General features: G+C 66.9%; 16 protein-coding genes. 8 read left to right on the top strand and 8 right to left on the bottom strand.

Features of this window, described 5'->3' with window-relative positions; genetic code table 11:
- The first annotated feature begins 6 nt into the window (after positions 1–6).
- From CFOUR_RS08855 to CFOUR_RS08835, 5 genes are all read left to right on the top strand, one after another.
- Positions 7–1989 (top strand): bifunctional copper resistance protein CopD/cytochrome c oxidase assembly protein, encoded by a 1983-nt coding sequence (locus CFOUR_RS08855; RefSeq protein ID WP_085956738.1) that lies wholly within the window; start codon positions 7–9, stop codon positions 1987–1989.
- 186 nt (positions 1990–2175) lie between these two features.
- Entirely contained in the window at positions 2176–2820 is a 645-nt protein-coding gene (locus CFOUR_RS08850) for a single-stranded DNA-binding protein (protein WP_085956737.1), read from the top strand.
- A gap of 125 nt (positions 2821–2945) precedes the next feature.
- A complete protein-coding gene (gene ettA, locus CFOUR_RS08845; protein WP_085956736.1) occupies positions 2946–4616 on the top strand; it encodes an energy-dependent translational throttle protein EttA in 1671 nt (556 codons plus the stop codon).
- Positions 4617–4625: 9 nt separating this feature from the next.
- A complete protein-coding gene (locus tag CFOUR_RS08840; RefSeq protein WP_085956735.1) occupies positions 4626–5039 on the top strand; it encodes an acyl-CoA thioesterase in 414 nt (137 codons plus the stop codon).
- The gene (locus CFOUR_RS08835) at positions 5040–5666 is read left to right on the top strand and encodes a DUF8185 domain-containing protein (protein ID WP_290179209.1); all 627 of its coding nucleotides are present in this window, start codon (positions 5040–5042) and stop codon (positions 5664–5666) included.
- Positions 5667–5825: 159 nt separating this feature from the next.
- Here CFOUR_RS08835 and CFOUR_RS08830 read toward each other — a convergent pair whose 3' ends face one another.
- The 4 genes from CFOUR_RS08830 to CFOUR_RS08815 form a co-directional block, all read right to left on the bottom strand.
- On the bottom strand, positions 5826–6962 hold the full coding sequence (locus CFOUR_RS08830) for an MFS transporter (protein WP_085956734.1): 1137 nt from the start codon (positions 6960–6962) through the stop codon (positions 5826–5828).
- Positions 6959–7183 carry an ArsR/SmtB family transcription factor gene (locus CFOUR_RS08825; protein ID WP_230471734.1) on the bottom strand — a complete coding sequence of 75 codons (225 nt, stop codon included), beginning with the start codon at positions 7181–7183 and terminating at the stop codon, positions 6959–6961. Before CFOUR_RS08825 ends, CFOUR_RS08830 begins: the two co-directional genes overlap by 4 nt.
- Before the next feature lie 223 nt (positions 7184–7406).
- Positions 7407–7820 (bottom strand): globin, encoded by a 414-nt coding sequence (locus tag CFOUR_RS08820; RefSeq protein WP_085956732.1) that lies wholly within the window; start codon positions 7818–7820, stop codon positions 7407–7409.
- Positions 7804–8763, bottom strand: a complete 960-nt coding sequence (locus CFOUR_RS08815) for a mechanosensitive ion channel family protein (RefSeq protein ID WP_290179205.1) — start codon at positions 8761–8763, stop codon at positions 7804–7806. Before CFOUR_RS08815 ends, CFOUR_RS08820 begins: the two co-directional genes overlap by 17 nt.
- 65 nt (positions 8764–8828) lie before the next feature.
- Between CFOUR_RS08815 and CFOUR_RS08810 the strand changes: the two genes are divergently transcribed.
- Entirely contained in the window at positions 8829–9971 is a 1143-nt protein-coding gene (locus tag CFOUR_RS08810; protein WP_085958329.1) for a cystathionine gamma-synthase, read from the top strand.
- Here CFOUR_RS08810 and pepN read toward each other — a convergent pair.
- Positions 9968–12373: an aminopeptidase N gene (gene pepN / locus CFOUR_RS08805; protein ID WP_085956730.1), complete on the bottom strand. Its 2406-nt coding sequence runs from the start codon at positions 12371–12373 to the stop codon at positions 9968–9970. The genes CFOUR_RS08810 and pepN overlap by 4 nt on opposite strands.
- A gap of 33 nt (positions 12374–12406) precedes the next feature.
- Between pepN and CFOUR_RS08800 the strand changes: the two genes are divergently transcribed.
- Positions 12407–13024 carry a mycothiol-dependent nitroreductase Rv2466c family protein gene (locus tag CFOUR_RS08800; protein WP_085956729.1) on the top strand — a complete coding sequence of 206 codons (618 nt, stop codon included), beginning with the start codon at positions 12407–12409 and terminating at the stop codon, positions 13022–13024.
- A gap of 5 nt (positions 13025–13029) precedes the next feature.
- On the top strand, positions 13030–13497 hold the full coding sequence (locus CFOUR_RS08795) for a ribose-5-phosphate isomerase (protein ID WP_085956728.1): 468 nt from the start codon (positions 13030–13032) through the stop codon (positions 13495–13497).
- A 17-nt stretch (positions 13498–13514) separates the two neighbouring features.
- On the opposite strand, the gene CFOUR_RS08790 is transcribed toward CFOUR_RS08795, so the two are convergent.
- Genes CFOUR_RS08790 through CFOUR_RS08780 form a run of 3 tightly spaced genes read right to left on the bottom strand, consistent with a single transcriptional unit; the run spans position 13515 to position 16320 of the window.
- Positions 13515–14621, bottom strand: a complete 1107-nt coding sequence (locus CFOUR_RS08790) for a glycosyltransferase family 2 protein (RefSeq protein ID WP_290179201.1) — start codon at positions 14619–14621, stop codon at positions 13515–13517.
- Positions 14597–15484, bottom strand: coding sequence for a glycosyltransferase family protein (locus CFOUR_RS08785; RefSeq protein WP_290179199.1), 888 nt, complete (start codon positions 15482–15484; stop codon positions 14597–14599). Before CFOUR_RS08785 ends, CFOUR_RS08790 begins: the two co-directional genes overlap by 25 nt.
- Positions 15481–16320, bottom strand: coding sequence for a WcbI family polysaccharide biosynthesis putative acetyltransferase (locus CFOUR_RS08780; RefSeq protein ID WP_290179197.1), 840 nt, complete (start codon positions 16318–16320; stop codon positions 15481–15483). The genes CFOUR_RS08785 and CFOUR_RS08780 overlap by 4 nt, the downstream gene beginning before the upstream one ends.
- Between the last annotated feature and the right edge of the window lie 31 nt (positions 16321–16351).

Genomic DNA, 16351 nt, shown 5'->3' with positions numbered 1-16351 from the left:
AGCGGCATGACTGCACCTGCGCGCACACGCACCGTCACCTCTGCTTGGCCGTTGTATCTGGCCGCGCTCGCCGTCGCCGCGGTAGTTGCCGGCGCGGTGGGGTTGTCGTTTTCGGGCGGGTCGTTGGCGGAGCTGGGCATCCCTGACCCGGGCCCGGCCACGACGTTTGGGCTGCCGGCGTTGCGGGGTGTGGCGTGGCTGCTCATGGCGTTGGCCACCGGCTCGTTTCTGCTTTCCGCCTTTCTTGTTCCGCCGCGACAGAACGGAGAGGACCTCAACGGCGCGCACTTGACGGTGGACGGGCACATCGCCTCGCGCACCGGCGCCCATGCGAGTGCGGGCATCGCGCTGATCGGGTTGGTCATGATTCCGCTGGTGCTTTCCGACGTCTCCGGCCAGCCCCTCAAAACCGTCCTGTTCGAGGCGGCGGCGTGGTCGCAGGCGCTGGACCAAGTGGCGGACGCGCGCGTGTGGCTGATTGTCGCGCTGTTCGCCGCTGTCGTCGCCGCGTTCGGCTACGCGGTGTCGAGCTGGTGGTCGCAGGTGTGGCTGTTTTTGGGCTCGGTGGTGGTGATTATGCCGATCGCCCTGACCGGCCACTCCGCCACCGGCGGCGCGCATGACTTCGGCACCAACTCGCTGATTTGGCACCTCGTGGCCATGCTGCTTTGGGTTGGCGGGCTGATGGCGCTTGTCGCACATGCTTTACGACGAGGCCCCGCCCTCCCCGCCGCCACCCGCCGCTACTCCCGCATTGCGCTGTTTGCCATCCTGGCCATGGCGGTCTCCGGCGTGGTCAACGCGCTGGTGCGCGTGCGCCTGGAGGATCTCACGCAGTACAGCTACGGCTGGGTGCTGATCATCAAAACGGTCGGGATCATCGTGCTTGGCGCGATCGGCTTTATTCACCGCGAGCGCACCATCCCGCAGCTGGAACGACAGCCGAAGGCGTTTACCCGCCTGGCCGCGGGCGAGGTGCTCATCATGGCGGCGATTTCCGGCCTGGCGGTCACGCTCGGCCGCACGCCGCCCCCGCCGCCGCTGGATCCGAACCTGACCCGCATGCAGATCCAGATGGGCTACAACCTCACCGAGCCGCTGACCTGGACCAACTGGCTCACCACCTGGCGTCCCGAACTGCTCTTTAGTGCCATCGCGATCCTCCTGGCCGCTTATTACCTGCACCTTCTCCGCCGGGTGGACGGCTGGCCGGTCACGCGCACTCTGTGGTGGCTCGCGGGCTGCGCAACGCTCGTCGTCACGCTGAGCTCAGGCATGGGTATGCACATGCCTGCCTCCTATTCGGCGCACATGACGGTGCACATGATCCTGTCCATGGGCGTGCCGGTGTTTCTCGTGCTCGGCGCGCCGCTGACGTTGGTGCGCGAGGCGTACCCGGCCGGCGAGTTCAACCCGCGGTTGTGGGCGGAAAGCTTCCAGCGCTCGAAGTTCCTGCGCGCGGTGACGTTCTCGCCGGTGTCCACCATCCAGTTCTTGGTGTTCTTCTACGCCATGTACGTCATCGAGCCGTTCTACGAGCTCATGATTTCGGAGCACGCCGGCCACGTGATCATGAACGCCGTGTTCTTGGTCTCCGGCTACCTCTATTTCTGGGAGCTCATCGGCCCGGATGAGATCGAGGGCCGCCCGGGCGCAAAGGTGCGCCTGCTGTGGCTGTGGGTGTCCATGCCGTTCCACCTGTTCATGGGCGTCTACCTCATGCAGCTCGGCTCAGTGATGGGCGAGGAGTTCTACCGCTCTCTGGAGCTGCCGTGGGATCCGGACCTGCTGGCGGTGCAGAAGGACGGCGGCGGCATCGCGTGGGCGTCCGGTTCGTTCCCGCTGGTGATCGTGTTCGGCGAGCTGTTCATGCGGTGGTGGCGCGAGGATAAGGCCGAAACTGCCGCGTCTGACCGCCGCGCGGAGGAGACGGACGACGAGGAATGGCGCCGCTACAACGAGATGCTGGCGAAATTTAATTCGAACTAGCTGCGGATTGTGAATTTCTCAGGTTAAGTTATCCACAATTTCGCGGACCCCTTTTTTCGGTGTGGGCTTCGTGCGACTCTGCTTTGCGCAGGGGGCAATTGCTTAGCGACGTCAGCTTCGCCACCCCCGCACCACCACACCAACCGCACACTGTGCCGCCCGCACAGAGAAAGGGGACCAGCTCCCATGACCAACACCGACTTCACCCTCTGCGGCAACCTCACCGCGGAGCCGTTTTTCAAGCGCTTCAACTCCGGTGCCACGCTGCTGCGCTTGCGTGTCGCCTCCTCCGACGCCCGCAAGACAACCAACGACAAAGGCGAGGAGGTGTGGGTGGACTACAACCAGCTCTACGTCGACGTGGAGTGCTGGGGCCAGATGGCGGTCAACGCTGGCGCGTCGCTGCGCAAAGGCTTCCCCGTCGTCGTGGTGGGCAAGCTGGTCAGCGAGTTCTGGGAGGAAAAGGACGAGGACGGCAAGGAGGCGAACGTGCGCTCGCGGCTGAAGATGAACGCCAAGCACATCGCCTTCGACCTGGCGCGTTTCCAGGTCAACTCCGTGCGCGCGACCGTCTCCGGCAATGCGATTGAGGGCCACGAAAGGCCCTCCGCCATGGATGCCGAAGCGCTGGACAAGAAGATCAACGGCGAAAACGCCAACCCGAACCCCGGCCGCGACCAGCAGGGCCCGTCGCCGCACGGCAGCTGGGGCGCCGCGGACCCGTCGCAGGAGCGCCGCGTCAGCGCCGAGGACATGCACCGCGCCGATGCAGCCGCCGCAACGGACGAGGCCCCGGAGGAGGATAAGGAGTTAACCGGCGCTCCGTTCTAAACAGCCGCCCGCCGCGGAGGTGCCCTGCCGCTTTGAGCGTGTGCTCGGAGTCGGTTGGGCACCGAGCGCGTGATGTACCCTAAGTGCGGTATTTACCTCCGTACTGACCAAAAAGGGGAATCGTAGTGGCTGAGTTCATCTACACGATGAAAAATGTCCGCCGAGCCATCGGCGAGAAGGTCATCCTGGACAACGTCACCATGGCGTTTTACCCGGGCGCGAAGATCGGCGTCGTGGGCCCGAACGGTGCCGGTAAGTCGTCGCTGTTGAAGATCATGGCCGGCATCGACCAGCCGAACAACGGCGAGGCGTTCCTCCAGCCGGGCGCGACCGTGGGCATCCTTTTGCAGGAGCCGCCGCTGAACGAGGAGAAGACCGTGCGCGGCAACGTCGAGGAAGGCCTCGGCGAGCTGTTTGAGAAGAAGCAGCGCTTCGAGCAGATCGCCGAGGAAATGGCGACCAACTACTCCGACGAGCTGATGGAGGAGATGGGCAAGCTCCAAGAAGAGCTCGACGCTGCCGACGCGTGGGAGATCGACTCCAAGATCGAGCAGGCCATGGAGGCGCTGCGCTGCCCGCCGTCGGATGCGCCGGTGACCAACCTGTCCGGTGGCGAGCGCCGTCGAGTAGCACTGGCGAAACTGCTGCTGTCCGAGCCGGACCTGCTGCTGCTGGACGAGCCGACCAACCACCTCGACGCCGAGAGCGTGCTCTGGCTGGAGAAGCACCTGCAGACCTACCCGGGCGCCGTGCTGGCGATTACTCACGACCGCTACTTCCTAGACAACGTCGCCGAGTGGATCTGCGAGGTCGACCGCGGCAAGCTTTACCCCTACGAGGGCAACTACTCCACCTACCTGGAAAAGAAGGCCGAGCGCCTCGAGGTTGCCGGCAAGAAGGACCAGAAGCTGCAGAAGCGCCTGAAGAAGGAGCTGGACTGGGTCCGCTCCTCCCCGAAGGCCCGCCAGGCCAAGAACAAGGCCCGTCTGGAGCGCTACGAGGAAATGGCGGCAGAGGCCGAGCAGTACCGCAAGCTCGACTTCGAAGAGATCCAGATCCCGACCCCGCCGCGTTTGGGCAACAAGGTCGTGGAGGTCGAGGACCTGGACAAGGGCTTCGACGGCCGCGTGCTCATCAACGACCTGTCGTTCACCCTGCCGCGCAACGGCATTGTCGGCGTGATCGGCCCCAACGGTGTGGGTAAGTCCACGCTGTTCAAGACCATCGTGGGCCTGGAGGAGCCGGACGACGGCACCGTGGAGGTCGGCGAGACCGTGAAGATCTCATACGTGGACCAGAACCGCGAGAACATCGACCCGGAGCAGACCGTGTGGGAGGTCGTCTCCGACGGCCTAGACTACATCCACGTCGGCCAAAACGAGATGCCGTCGCGCGCGTACCTGTCCGCGTTCGGCTTCAAGGGCCCGGACCAGCAAAAGCCGTCGAAGGTGCTCTCCGGCGGCGAGCGCAACCGTCTGAACCTGGCGTTGACGCTGAAGCAGGGCGGCAACCTGATCCTGCTGGACGAGCCCACCAACGACCTGGACGTGGAGACCCTCGGCTCGTTGGAAAACGCGCTGCAGGCCTTCCCGGGCTGCGCCGTGGTTATTTCGCACGACCGCTGGTTCCTGGACCGCACCTGCACCCACATCCTGGCCTGGGAGGGCAACGTGGAAGAGGGCAAGTGGTTCTGGTTCGAGGGCAACTTCGGCGACTACGAGGCCAACAAGGTCGAGCGCCTGGGCGAGGAGGCGGCGAAGCCGTCTCGCGTCACCCACCGCAAGCTCACCCGCTAGGAGCACAACATGGCTGACACCAGCAACGTCCACGTCCACACCATCCCGGTGCGTTGGGGAGACTTCGACCGCTACGGGCACGTGACCAACTCCGCCTACATCGAGTTGGCGCAGGAGGCGCGCCTGGCGTTCGCCCAGGAGTTCTTCTTCTCCCAGGGCCACGAGTTCGTGGTGTTCGTGCGCCGGCTCGAGGTGGATTACGTCCGCCCGATCCTGCCCAACACCACCCACGTGACGGTGGAAACCCAGGTGGCCAAGGTGGGCAACACCTCGTTTACCACCCGCCAGGAAATTAAGGATGCCCAGGGTAACGTCTGCTGCGTGGTGGAGTGCGTGCAGGTCACGGTGGATACCGCCACTACCTCGCCGCGCGAGATCACGCAGAAGGAGATCGGCATCCTCTCCAAGACTGCCGGGGCCTAAGTGGTTGCCGTTGACATCGAGCGGGGCGCGCGCGGGCTGATCGCTTTGCTCACGCGCGCGCTCGCGCTGGACGCGCAGGCAATCGCGCGGTTCCAAGAGGTGGGGCAGGGCCAGCTCGACATCTTCGTCACGACGCCCTTCGACGCCATTGCTTCTCGACGCACCTTCGGCACCACCACCCACCCCGGCGCCGCCGTCTCCGCCCAGGCGCTCCTGGACGCGCTGCGCGACGGCCGCACCGAGGTGGGCCCCGCCCGCGACGCCGCCTGGCCCGGCGCGCTGCCGCCCGCGGGCGGGTTCATCGCCCGCGAAGAGGTGCCCATCGGCGTGGCGCGCCGCCTGGCGGACGAGGGGCGCAACCTGGCCCGGCAGTTCTCCGGCCCGGCCGGCCCACCGCGGTCCCTGCTGGACGGGGTGGTACTCACCGCCGACGCGGACAGTGCGCAGCCGGTGGAGATCCCCATGCGGATGATCTTCGCCTGCACCGCACTCGGCCTCATCCCGGGCTTCGAAGCCCCGGCTGAAATCCCCCGCCACCTGCGCGTGGCCACCTCGGGTAGCTGGGTGCGCCTGGACGCGCCGTTCGGCTCCGTCTACCGCAGCACCCGCCCCAACCTGCTGTTTTAGCTGTACTGCCCGGGGACGTTGATCAATCGGACGACCAGCGGGGGCGTCCTGTTCGGGCTGCGGTACGGCCTCTACGAGCGATCGGCCAGCCCCGGTCGACAACAAGTTTGGCGACTTTTTGGCGGTGACACCGAGTCAGAGCAGCGTTGGCATGATGCCTCATTTTCGCGGGCGCATCCCCGTACGGATCAATTGGAGCACAACGGCCGCGCATGCGACGGATGCGGCGGTCAGGCCGAGTCCTTGTGGGCTGACCGAGTGCGCCACGAGCAGCGAACCGAGCGTCGCGCCGAGAGCAGAGCCGAGGTAGTTGGCCGATGCGTTCGCTGCAACCGCGGTGGCTCCGTCAGTCGGGTTGGCGCTGAGCAGGACATGCTGCTGCGGTGCCAGTGAGGCCCACCCGCACAGGCCCCACACGAACAAGCTCCCCAAGAGCACGACCGGGGCGCGACCGAGAGCCACACCGGCCAGGGCACACGCCAAACCGGTGAGAAGCATGAGGCTCAGCCGCAGGGGGTTGCCCTTGTCAACCAGGCGCCCGATGCCCAGGGCGCCGATAGCCCCGCCCAGTCCCCAAACCCAGATCGCGATCGTCTGGTGGTCGGCCAGGCTGGAGTGGCCAAGAATGACGGTGAGGTAGGTGTAGAGGCCAAGCGAGGCGATACCGGTGAGCAGCGTTACCAGGACGGTTACCAGGTTGTCGGGTCGCGTCACCGCCCGCAGTCGTTGCAGCGCCCCGGACGCAGGAATCGGGGGCAGCTCGCCGCCACGAAGCAGGACCCCTCCCAAGGATGCAGCGCTGGTGGCGACGACCAGGGCGATGGCAGCGCGCCATCCCCAGCGCCCGGCGACGGCCAGGCCCAGCGGGACACCGAACACGGTGCCTACAGCGAGACCGGAGAGCACCAGCGACAGCGCCCGTCCCCGCTGTTCGCCACCCACGAGACCGGCTGCAACGGCTGATGACAACGGCGAGTACACCCCTGCTGCAGCGCCCGCGACAGCCCTTGCCACCAGGAAGACCGCCACGCTCGGCGCGAGCATCGTTGCCAAGTTTGCCAAGGTGAACACCGCCAGCGCATTGACCAGGCTACGTCGCGAGGTGCGTCCCGCCCGCCCCGCCAGCACGGGCCCGGTGATTGCGTACGAGCCTGTGAACGCTGCCACCCCCAGCCCCACGGTTGCCTCGGTCGATCCTAAGGAGGTCGCAATCGCGGGAAGGAGGCCGGCGATCACGTAAGCATCGAGTCCGAGCGCGACGCTGCCCATCACGAAGGGCCACAGGCGGGCGATCACGACGGCTGCTCCGGCGTGGCGGCGTTGGCGACGATCGCGGCCAGAAGCCCTGGGAACAGCGTGTCGAGGTCGTCGTCCCGCAAGCGGATCAGGCAGGCGCGGCCCTCGCTGCGCGTCCAGGTCACCCCGGCCTCACGCAGCATGCGTGTGTGGTAGGTCAGCGTCGAACGCGGCAGGTCTTCAGCCAGGTCCAGACTGTCGTGCTCTCGGCCGTCAGACAAGCGGCGGACCATCTCCAACCGCGTCGGGTCACTCAAAGCGGCCAAGACCCGAGCCAAGGACAAATCCTCGACATCGGGATGGTGATAACTACGGGGTGACATGGCAACCTCCAAAGATCGTGCGGTGATGACTGCACGATAACTGTGCAGTCATCACTGCACAAACTGAGGGGGGTGACCCGTCACTCAATCAACGTGACCGGTTGGTGCATTTTGCCGGGTGCTAGTAGGCCCGCGGGCCCTGGTTGATCATCATGTAGGCCACGCGCTGCATGTGGTTCCACATTTGGGAGCGGTAGGGCGGCGCCAGTTCGGCGTCGGAAAACTGCTCCATGGAGTTACCCATGAGCTCTAGCCACCGGTCTGCCTCCGCCTCGCCGATGGGGAAGGGGAAGTGGCGCCGGCGCAGCATCGGGTTGCCGCGCTGCTCTTGGTAGGTGCGCGGCCCGCCCCAGTACTGGGTGAGGAACCACCGCAGGCGGTTTTGCGCGCCCTCCCAGTCGTCGTCCGGGTACATCGGGCCGATGAGGTCGTCTTGTTTGACTTGGGCGTAAAAGCCTTCGACGAGGCGGTGGAAGAACGCGTCGCCACCGACGGCGTCGTAAAGCGTCTGCTCCTGCTTAGGACCGATCTGCATTGCTCTCCTTCTGCTGTACCAGCACAGAATCCATCGGGGTGAGCACCACGTCCGCCTTGCGCAGCGCGGAGAGGATGCGGTGGTTCAAGTGCCGTGCCACGGCCCACTGGTGGCCCGGCATCGTTTTAACTGTGAGGCGGAACGACACGTAGTTCGGGTTGAACTCGCTGGGCCCGAGCATTTCCGGGGCGGCCATGACCACGTCGTGGATCTCCGGGTCCTTGCACGCTTCGGCCGCAGCGTGTTCGATCATGCGCGAGACCTCGTCCGGATCCGCCAACAGCGACACCGGAATCTGCAGGCGCGCCACGGAGAAGTGGTCCGAGTAGTTGCCCACCAGGTCGATGTCGCCGTTGCGGACGTACCACAGGGTGCCGTCCATGTCGCGCAGCGTGGTGATGCGCAGCGTCATCTGCTCCACCTCGCCGACGACATCGCCGACCTGGATGGTGTCGCCGACGCCGAACTGGTTTTCAATGAGGACGAACATGCCGGTGAAGAAGTCCTTCACCAACGACTGCGCGCCGAAGCTGATGGCCACGCCAACCACGCCGGCGGAGGCGATCAGCGGCGCGACGTTCACGCCGAGCTGATCCAGGATGGCCAGCGCGGCCCACACCCAGATCACAATCGCCGCCACGGAACGTCCCACGTTGCCCAGCGTTTTCATCCGTTGCTGGCGCCGCGCCTCCTGCGAGCGTGCCTGGAACGAATCCTCGGTGTCCCCGCGACTGAGCAGCGGTTTGGACTCGATGCCGTGGCGGGTCGCGCGGGAGATGACGCGCTTGAACAGCCAGCTGAGCACCAACGCGATGACCACAATGAGCAGGATCTTCAGCGGGCGTTGGACAAGCAGGTCTTGCGTGTCGGGGTTGTTCCACCAGGTGCTGACGTCGTCGACGGCTTGGTCGACCTTCTCGGTTGTCTCAGATTGCGCATTCATTGGAGAACAATCCTAGTGCATAAAAATGCGCTTGTAATGAACCGCTTGGTCTAGTCTCTGTGGGCATGACTGGATTTGCCACCGATGCGATTCATGCCGGATATGAGCCCGACAGCCTGTACGGGCCGATCAACACGCCGATTTACGCCTCCACCACGTTCGCTCAGGACGGGCTGGCCGAGCTGCGCGGCGGCTACGAGTACACCCGCGTGGGCAACCCCACCGTCACGGCGCTGGAAAACGCGGTCGCAGCGTTGGAGGGTGCCGAGTACGCCGTGGCCTACTCCTCGGGCATGGCGGCTATCGACGTCATCCTGCGCATCCTGCTCAAACCCGGTGACCACATCGTGGTGTCCAATGACGCCTACGGCGGCACCTACCGCCTGATCCAGCAGGTGTTCTCGCTCTGGGGTGTGGAAAACACCGTGGTAGACATGACCAACCCGCAAGAGGTTGCCGCCGCGGTCAAGGGCAACACCAAGGCCATCTGGGTGGAAACGCCCACCAACCCGATGCTGGACATCGCGGACATCGAGGCGATCGCCGCTGTGAAGCAGCAGGCCACACTGGTGGTGGACAACACCTTCGCCTCCCCGTACCTGCAAAAACCATTCGACCTGGGCGCGGACGTGGTCGTGCACTCCACCACGAAGTACATCGGCGGCCACTCCGACGTCGTCGGCGGCATCGTCTGCGGCGACGACGCGCGCGTGCCCGGCTTCCACGAGCAGCTGCGCTTCTTCTTCGGCTGGGTCGGCGCGAACCCGTCGCCGTTCGACACCTACCTCACCGGCCGCGGGCTGAAAACGCTGGCGGTGCGCATGGACAAACACTGCGACAACGCCGAGGCCGTCGCCCGCTACCTGGAGGCCCAGCCGCAGGTCGCGCGCGTGTGTTACCCGGGGCTGGAGTCGCACCCGGGGCACGAGACCGCCACGAAGCAGATGTCGCGTTTCGGCGGCATGGTCTCCGTGCTCTTTCAGACCACGGAGCAGGCGAAGAAGTTCTGCCTGTCCACGAAACTGTTCTGCCTGGCCGAATCTCTCGGCGGGGTGGAGAGCCTGCTCGAGCACCCCGCCACCATGACGCACGTCTCCGTCGCCGGGTCCGCCCTCGAGGTGCCCGGAGAGCTGGTGCGCATCTCCGTGGGCATCGAGGAGGAGGCCGACCTCATCGCCGACCTCGAGCAGGCGCTCGCGCAGCTTTAGTCGGCCGCGGCGTCGACCTCGCGGTTGCGCACAGCGCGGCTGATGCGGTCCTGGCCTTCGGCGACGACGCGCTTGAGGCCGGAGGGGGCGCCGCCAAGCAAAAGCTCGTTCGCCTTATCGACGGCACCTGCGGTGACATCCCAACGCGGGTACATGCCCTCGAGGGTGCGCTGGGCCATCTCGTTGGTCAGGCGGTCCCACAGCGCGGGCGCGGCGCGGAAGTACTCGTCGGTCAGCCCCTCGAGACCCTCGTAGGTGAAGGTCAGCCCGTCCATGAGGTAGCGGGCCTCGAGGTTGGTCAGGTCCTCGTTGACCAGCTTGTCCCAGGCCCAGCGCTTGTCCGTCACGGCGCGGGCGCGCAGGCGGGAGATGGTGCCCTCGGAGGTGTCGTCGCGCTCCTCGTCCGCCGCGGACAGCGGCAGGGCACCGGCGGCGATGAGGTTGGTCAGCGCGAGCCAGCGCACCTCCTGGTTGTCGGAGGTCTCAAGCAGCTCCTTGAAGTAGGCGACCGTCTCCTCCGTCGGCGTCAAGCGCGCCAGCGCACGGTCGAAGATGGCCTTCGGCTCCGCGCCGCGGAAGGCCGCGTTGAGCAGATCCATGCCCTCGCCCTGCCACGCCGGGTCGACGTACTGGCGCACCGCCTGCGTGGCCTGGGCGAGCAGGCGCTCCTGCACGCTCGGGTGCGTCTCGCGGCCTGCCTCGCGCGCCACGAGGCGGACAAACTCGCGGGCGGCGAGCTCGCCGTCGCGCACGGACTCCCACAGCGACGACCAGATCAGCGTGCGCGCCAGCGAATCCTCGATCTGGCCGATGTGCTCGAGCACGAAATCACGGTGCTTAGGCGTCAGGCGCATCTTGGCGTAGGTGAGGTCGTCGTCGTTGACGATGGCCAGGTCGTGATCGATGCCGGCGAGCTCGGGGATCTCGGTGCGCTCGCCGTCGATGTCGGTCTCGACCTGGCGGATTCTGCGGACGACGGCGGAGCCGGCCGGCCCGTCGAGTTTGTACAGACCGACGCGCACGCGGTGGGGGCGCGGGTCGTCCTGCAGCACCGCAAAGCCCTCGCCGATCTCCGGGCGCAGGGTGGACGGGCCGGTGGTGCGCAGCCACTTTTCCGCCCACTCGGAAAGGTCGCGGCCCGAGGCCTGCTCGAGCGCGCCCAGCAGGTCCGCGAAGGTGGCGTTGGAGTAGGCGTGGTTGTCGAAGTGGGTGCGCACGCCCGCGAAGAACTCCTCGTAGCCCACGTACGCCTGCAGCTGCTTGAGCACGCTGGCACCTTTTGCGTAAGTGATGCCGTCGAAGTTCTGCTCCGCGGCCTCGATGTCCGGCGCGTCCGCCGCGATCGGGTGCGTCGACGGCAGCTGGTCCTGCTGGTACGCCCACGCCTTCTCCACGGACGCAAACGTCGTCCACGCGTCGGCGTACTCGCCGATCGCCGTCTGCGCGGTGGCCGCCGACCAGGTGGCAAACGACTCATTGAGCCACAAATCGTCCCACCACTGCATGGTGACCAAGTCGCCGAACCACATGTGCGCCATCTCGTGCAGGATGGTGTCGTTGCGCCGCTCCAGGCGGTACGGGGTGGGCTCGGAAGTGAAGATGTACTCGTCGCGGTAGGTCACGCAGCCGACGTGCTCCATCGCGCCCATGTTGTACTCCGGGCAGAACACCTGGTCGTACTTGTCGCCGAACGGGTACTTGCGGCCGAAGTTGGCGTGGTAGAAGTCGAAGCCCTCCTTGGTCTGGCGGAAGATGCGCTCCGAATCCATGTGCGGGATCAGGCTGGCGCGCGCGTAGAGGCCGAGCTCGATCGTCCTGCCGTCGCCGGCGTCGTAGGTGTCGGCGACCTTCTCAAACTCGCCGGCGCAGATGGCGATGAGGTAGGTCGACAGCGGGTAGTCGATCACGGTGGTCCAGGTGGAGGTGCCGTCGCCGTTGTCCTCGCGGGTGACGGCCTCGTTGAGGATCACGGTGTAGCGCTGCGGCGCCTTCACCCGCACCGTGTAGGTCGCCTTCAGATCCGGCTGGTCGAACCCGGCGAAGACCTTCATCGCCATCGCGGGCTCGAACTGGGTGTACAGGTAATCCTTGTCGTCCACCGGGTCGGTGAACTTGTGCAGGCCCTCGCCGGTGCGGTTGTACGCGTCGTGGGAGGTGACAACCAGGGTGTGTGCGCCGTCGTCAAGCTTCAGCTCGCGGCCGGTCTCTTTCCCGTCGAGCGTGGCCTCGAACCCTGCCGCCACCAGGTCGAAGTGCGTGGTCCCCGCCTTCGAATCGAACTCCACCTTGCTCACGGTGGTGAACTCGTCGGCGCCGGTGATGTCCACCGTGATGTCGTAACGGACGTTGGAAATCAGTGACGCGCGTTGCTGCGCGTCGTCGCGTGTGAGATTTGTCTTCATTTTGTGCAGCCTACACGCGCTATCGTGGGCGCCATGACTGAACAAGTGAAATTTTGGTTCGACGTGTCCTGCCCCTTTGCGTGGCAGACCTCCCGCTGGATGAAGGAAGTGGAAAAGGTCCGCGACATCGCCGTCGAGTGGGTGCCCATGTCTTTGGCAGTGCTTAACGACGGCCGCGACATCCCGGCCGACTACGCCGCGGCGATGGAAGCCAACTGGGGTCCGGCGCGCGTCTTTGCCAAGGTCAAGGAAGAAGCACCCGACAAGGTCGGCGAGCTCTACACCGCCATGGGCGCCCTCATCCACCCCGGCGGCGAGGGCGGCAAGAAGGGCTACGGCGCCTACGACGAAATCATCGCGAAAGCACTCGTCGAAGTCGGGCTGCCGGAGCACTTCGCGGAGGTCGCCAACACCACCGACGCCGACGACTTGCTGCGCGGATTCCACGCCACCGCCATGGAGGCAGTCGGCGACGACGTGGGCACCCCGGTGGTCAAACTCGGCGACAACGCGTTTTTCGGCCCCGTGATCACCCGCGTGCCGGAAGGCGAAGAGGCCGGCAAGCTGTTCGACCACGCCGTCGGCCTCGCCGAGTTCCCGTACTTCTTCGAGCTCAAGCGCACGCGCACGGAAATGCCGCAGGTACGCTAAACAGCATGCGTATTTACCTTGGAGCAGACCACGCCGGATTCGAGCGGAAAAACCAGATCAAGGCCCACCTCGAGGCTCAGGGCCACGAGGTGACCGACTGCGGCGCGCACGAGTACGACGCTTCGGACGACTACCCGGCGTTCTGCATCGCCGCCGCGGAGGCCGTGGTGGCAGACCCGGGCTCGCTGGGCATCGTGCTCGGCGGCTCCGGCAACGGCGAGCAGATCGCCGCGAACAAGGTCAAGGGTGCTCGCTGCGCCCTGGCGTGGTCGGAAGAGACCGCGAAGCTCGCCCGCGAGCACAACAACGCTCAGCTCATCGGCATCGGCGGGCGCATGCACACCGAAGACGAGGCGCTGAAAATCGTGGACGCGTTCGTGAACCAGCCGTGGAGCGAAGAGGAGCGTCACCAGCGCCGCATCGACATCCTGGCGGAGTACGAGCGCACCGGCGTCGCCCCGCAGCTGCCGTAAAAAACGGCCTCCGGGCGCTACCAGCCTGCGAAGTAGCGCTCCAGCTGCAGCGGGCCTGTCACCGGCGTCATCCCGATGTCTGCGGGGTGGGCGGTGGCAGGCTCGAGCCCGAGTGCCGCCGCGCGGGCGGTGCGCACCACCGTGCCGTCGGGGCAGAGCACGTATTCCACAGCCAACAGCGCATCCAGGTCTTGCGGCGCCCAGCCCGCACCGACCGCGATGTTCACCCGCGCGTCGACCTCGTCGGTGCCCACGCGCGGGTCGTGCGCGAACAGTGCCGGCACCTGCGCCACCCGCACGTACGCGCCGACTTTCAGCCATTCCGCGATGACGAAGTCGCGCACGCCCTCGCCGTCGAGCTCGGGAACCTCCACCTGCATGTCGAAGGTGTCGAAGACGATCCCGTCCGGCCGCGCCAGCGGGTGGGTCACGCGCCGGGCCAGCGCGAGGGTTTCGGCGTTTTTGACGGCGGTGGCCTTTTCGGGGTCGTCGTAGCGCGCACCGAAGTCCTCCTCCGGGTGGTGCGCGACGGCCGCCGGCTCGTGGACGAGCGTCGCGCCGGCGTTCCAGGCGCGGAAGCCGAACTCCCAGTCCTCGCCGCCGTAGCCGACGAAGGTTGCGTCGAACCCGCCGACGGTGTCGAAAAACTCGCGCGAGCAGGTCAGCACCGCGGAGATGACGTAGCGCCAGGAGGCGTGGTCGGCGTTGCGGAGGTTATCGGTGGCGGCCCAGGCGTCGGCAAGCCACTGCGGCTCCGCGTCGCCCGCGCCGGTGCGCCGCGCCCCCACGACCACCGCGCGCGCGTCGCCGACGATGTGCGGCACGACCGCCGAGAGGTAGCCGGGTTCGGGCACGGTGTCGGCGTCCAAGAAGGCGAGTATTTCGCCGCGCGCTGCTTCTGCGCCGAGGTTGCGGGCAGCGGCGGCGCGGAAGCCTTCGTCGGCTTGTCGCACCACGCGCACTCCGTCGAGTTCGGGTGGGGTGTCGGACCCGTCGTCGGCGACGACGATCTCGACTGCGCCCGCGTAGTCTTGCGCGCGCACCGCCTCCACAACTCGCGCGAGCGCGTCGGCGGCGTTGTAGTGGGGGACGACCACGGTTACATCAGGCCAGCGAAACGCCATGTGTCCTCCCATTGTTCGGCTACCTCGGCCCACCCGTAGCGCGGCGGGTCCAGCTGCGCGGGCTCATGCTTTGCGACGGCGTCCCGCCAGCCACCTTCCCCCACCAGCGTGACGCGCCCGGGCAGCCAGGCGTCGATCTCGCGGGCGTAGTCGGAGTCGGTCACCAACACGCTGCGGCCTGCGCCCAGCCAGGTCATCAGCGAGCCGGAGGCGGAAAAGTGCCGGTGCGGGCACACCGGCACGGCGATGCGGCCCATTTCGGCGGCGAGCGCGTCGCTGGAAAGCCAGCCGGTGAGTTCGACGCGGCGCGCCGAACGGACGAGATCGGCCGCCCACTGCTCGTGGCCTGCAGACACCGCGCCCAAAAAGCGCAAGCGGCGATCGGGCAGGGCCTCGATGAGGTCCTCGTGGCCTTTGCCGGGGTAGAGGAAGCCGAGCACGCCGACGGTGCCGTCTTCGGGGGCGAAGGGCGAGTCGATCACCGGGATGGGCAGGCGGATCACCGCGGTGTCGGCGGCGTCGAAGAACCGGGCTTCGTGCTGCGAGTTCACCACGGCGGCGTCGGCGGCCGCGGCGAGGGTGCGGTAGACCGCCGCGCGCCGGTCGAAGCGCGCGGCGCCTTCCTCCGGCTGCGGAATGTCGTGCAGGCTCACTGAAAACGGCCGTCCGCCGAGGCGCGTCAGCAAGGTGTCGGCGGTGTCGCCGAAGAGGTGGTCGGTGAACGTGACGTGGATGGGCCCGTCCGGCAGGGGATGCTCGCCGAAGGTGCGCTCCCGGATCACGTCTGCGCCGGTGGCGCGGGCGAGCCCGAGTGCGTATTCGGTCACCCCGTGGCCGTCGGGGCCGACGATGAGATGTTTCATGCCAGCAACCCTAGGTTCGCGATCCGCTGCGCGTGGCGCTGCAGCCCGTGCGCCACCAGCGCGGGGCGTCGGCGGTAGAACTCCAGCTGCGCGCGGCGGACCTCGTCGGCGTCGATGACGCCTGCCGCCCGGTCGCGCCATACCGTGCGCCCCGCCACGTCGACACCCAGCGCCTGTGCGGCGGCCGCCTCCACGGGGGCGTCGAGCCCGCCGAGCATCTCGTAGTCCGGCGGCACCGGCTCCCCGGAACACCCCAGAGCCTCAAGCACGCGTGACACCATGAACGCCAGCGTCCGGTTGTCCGGGTGGTTCACGGTGTGCCACACAGGAGTCGTTTCCAGGTAGTCAGACACCGTCACGGCCCCGTGGGCGGTTTCGCGCACGCGCATCTGCTCGACGGACATGGCGGCCGCCCGCCGCAGCGCAGCGGCATCGGGGGCAGGGGCCGGCCCGTGGCCTGCGGCGGCGACGAGCGTGCGCAGGTCGTGGTACGGCACCACCGGCGGGTTCAGCGAGGGCTCGTCCGGGTCGCGGATGATGGCCTGGTAGGGCATCAGCCCGTCGAAACGCAGCACCGGCACCACCACGTGGAGGGCGGTGCGCGGCAGCAGCTCGCGCAGCTGGCGGGTGCCCACGGGCAGACCGCGGTAGCCGTCGCGAATGGGCTGGGTGACGAGCACGTCGGCGCGGCGGATCAGCGGCGCAAACCAGTCCAGATCCGCCGCTTCAAGCTCGTGGACAGGCGCGATGCGCTCGCCCGTGAAGTGCCCGGTGGACATGAGCAGCTTGCGGGTGGACTCCGCCTGGCAGTTGCCGACAACGACGAGCAAACTCATAGGCGTCACATTATGCGAAAACGTTTATATT

The sequence above is a fragment of the Corynebacterium fournieri genome (genome assembly GCF_030408775.1).
GTDB lineage: Bacteria > Actinomycetota > Actinomycetes > Mycobacteriales > Mycobacteriaceae > Corynebacterium > Corynebacterium fournieri.
This window is presented reverse-complemented; position numbering and strand designations above follow the sequence as displayed.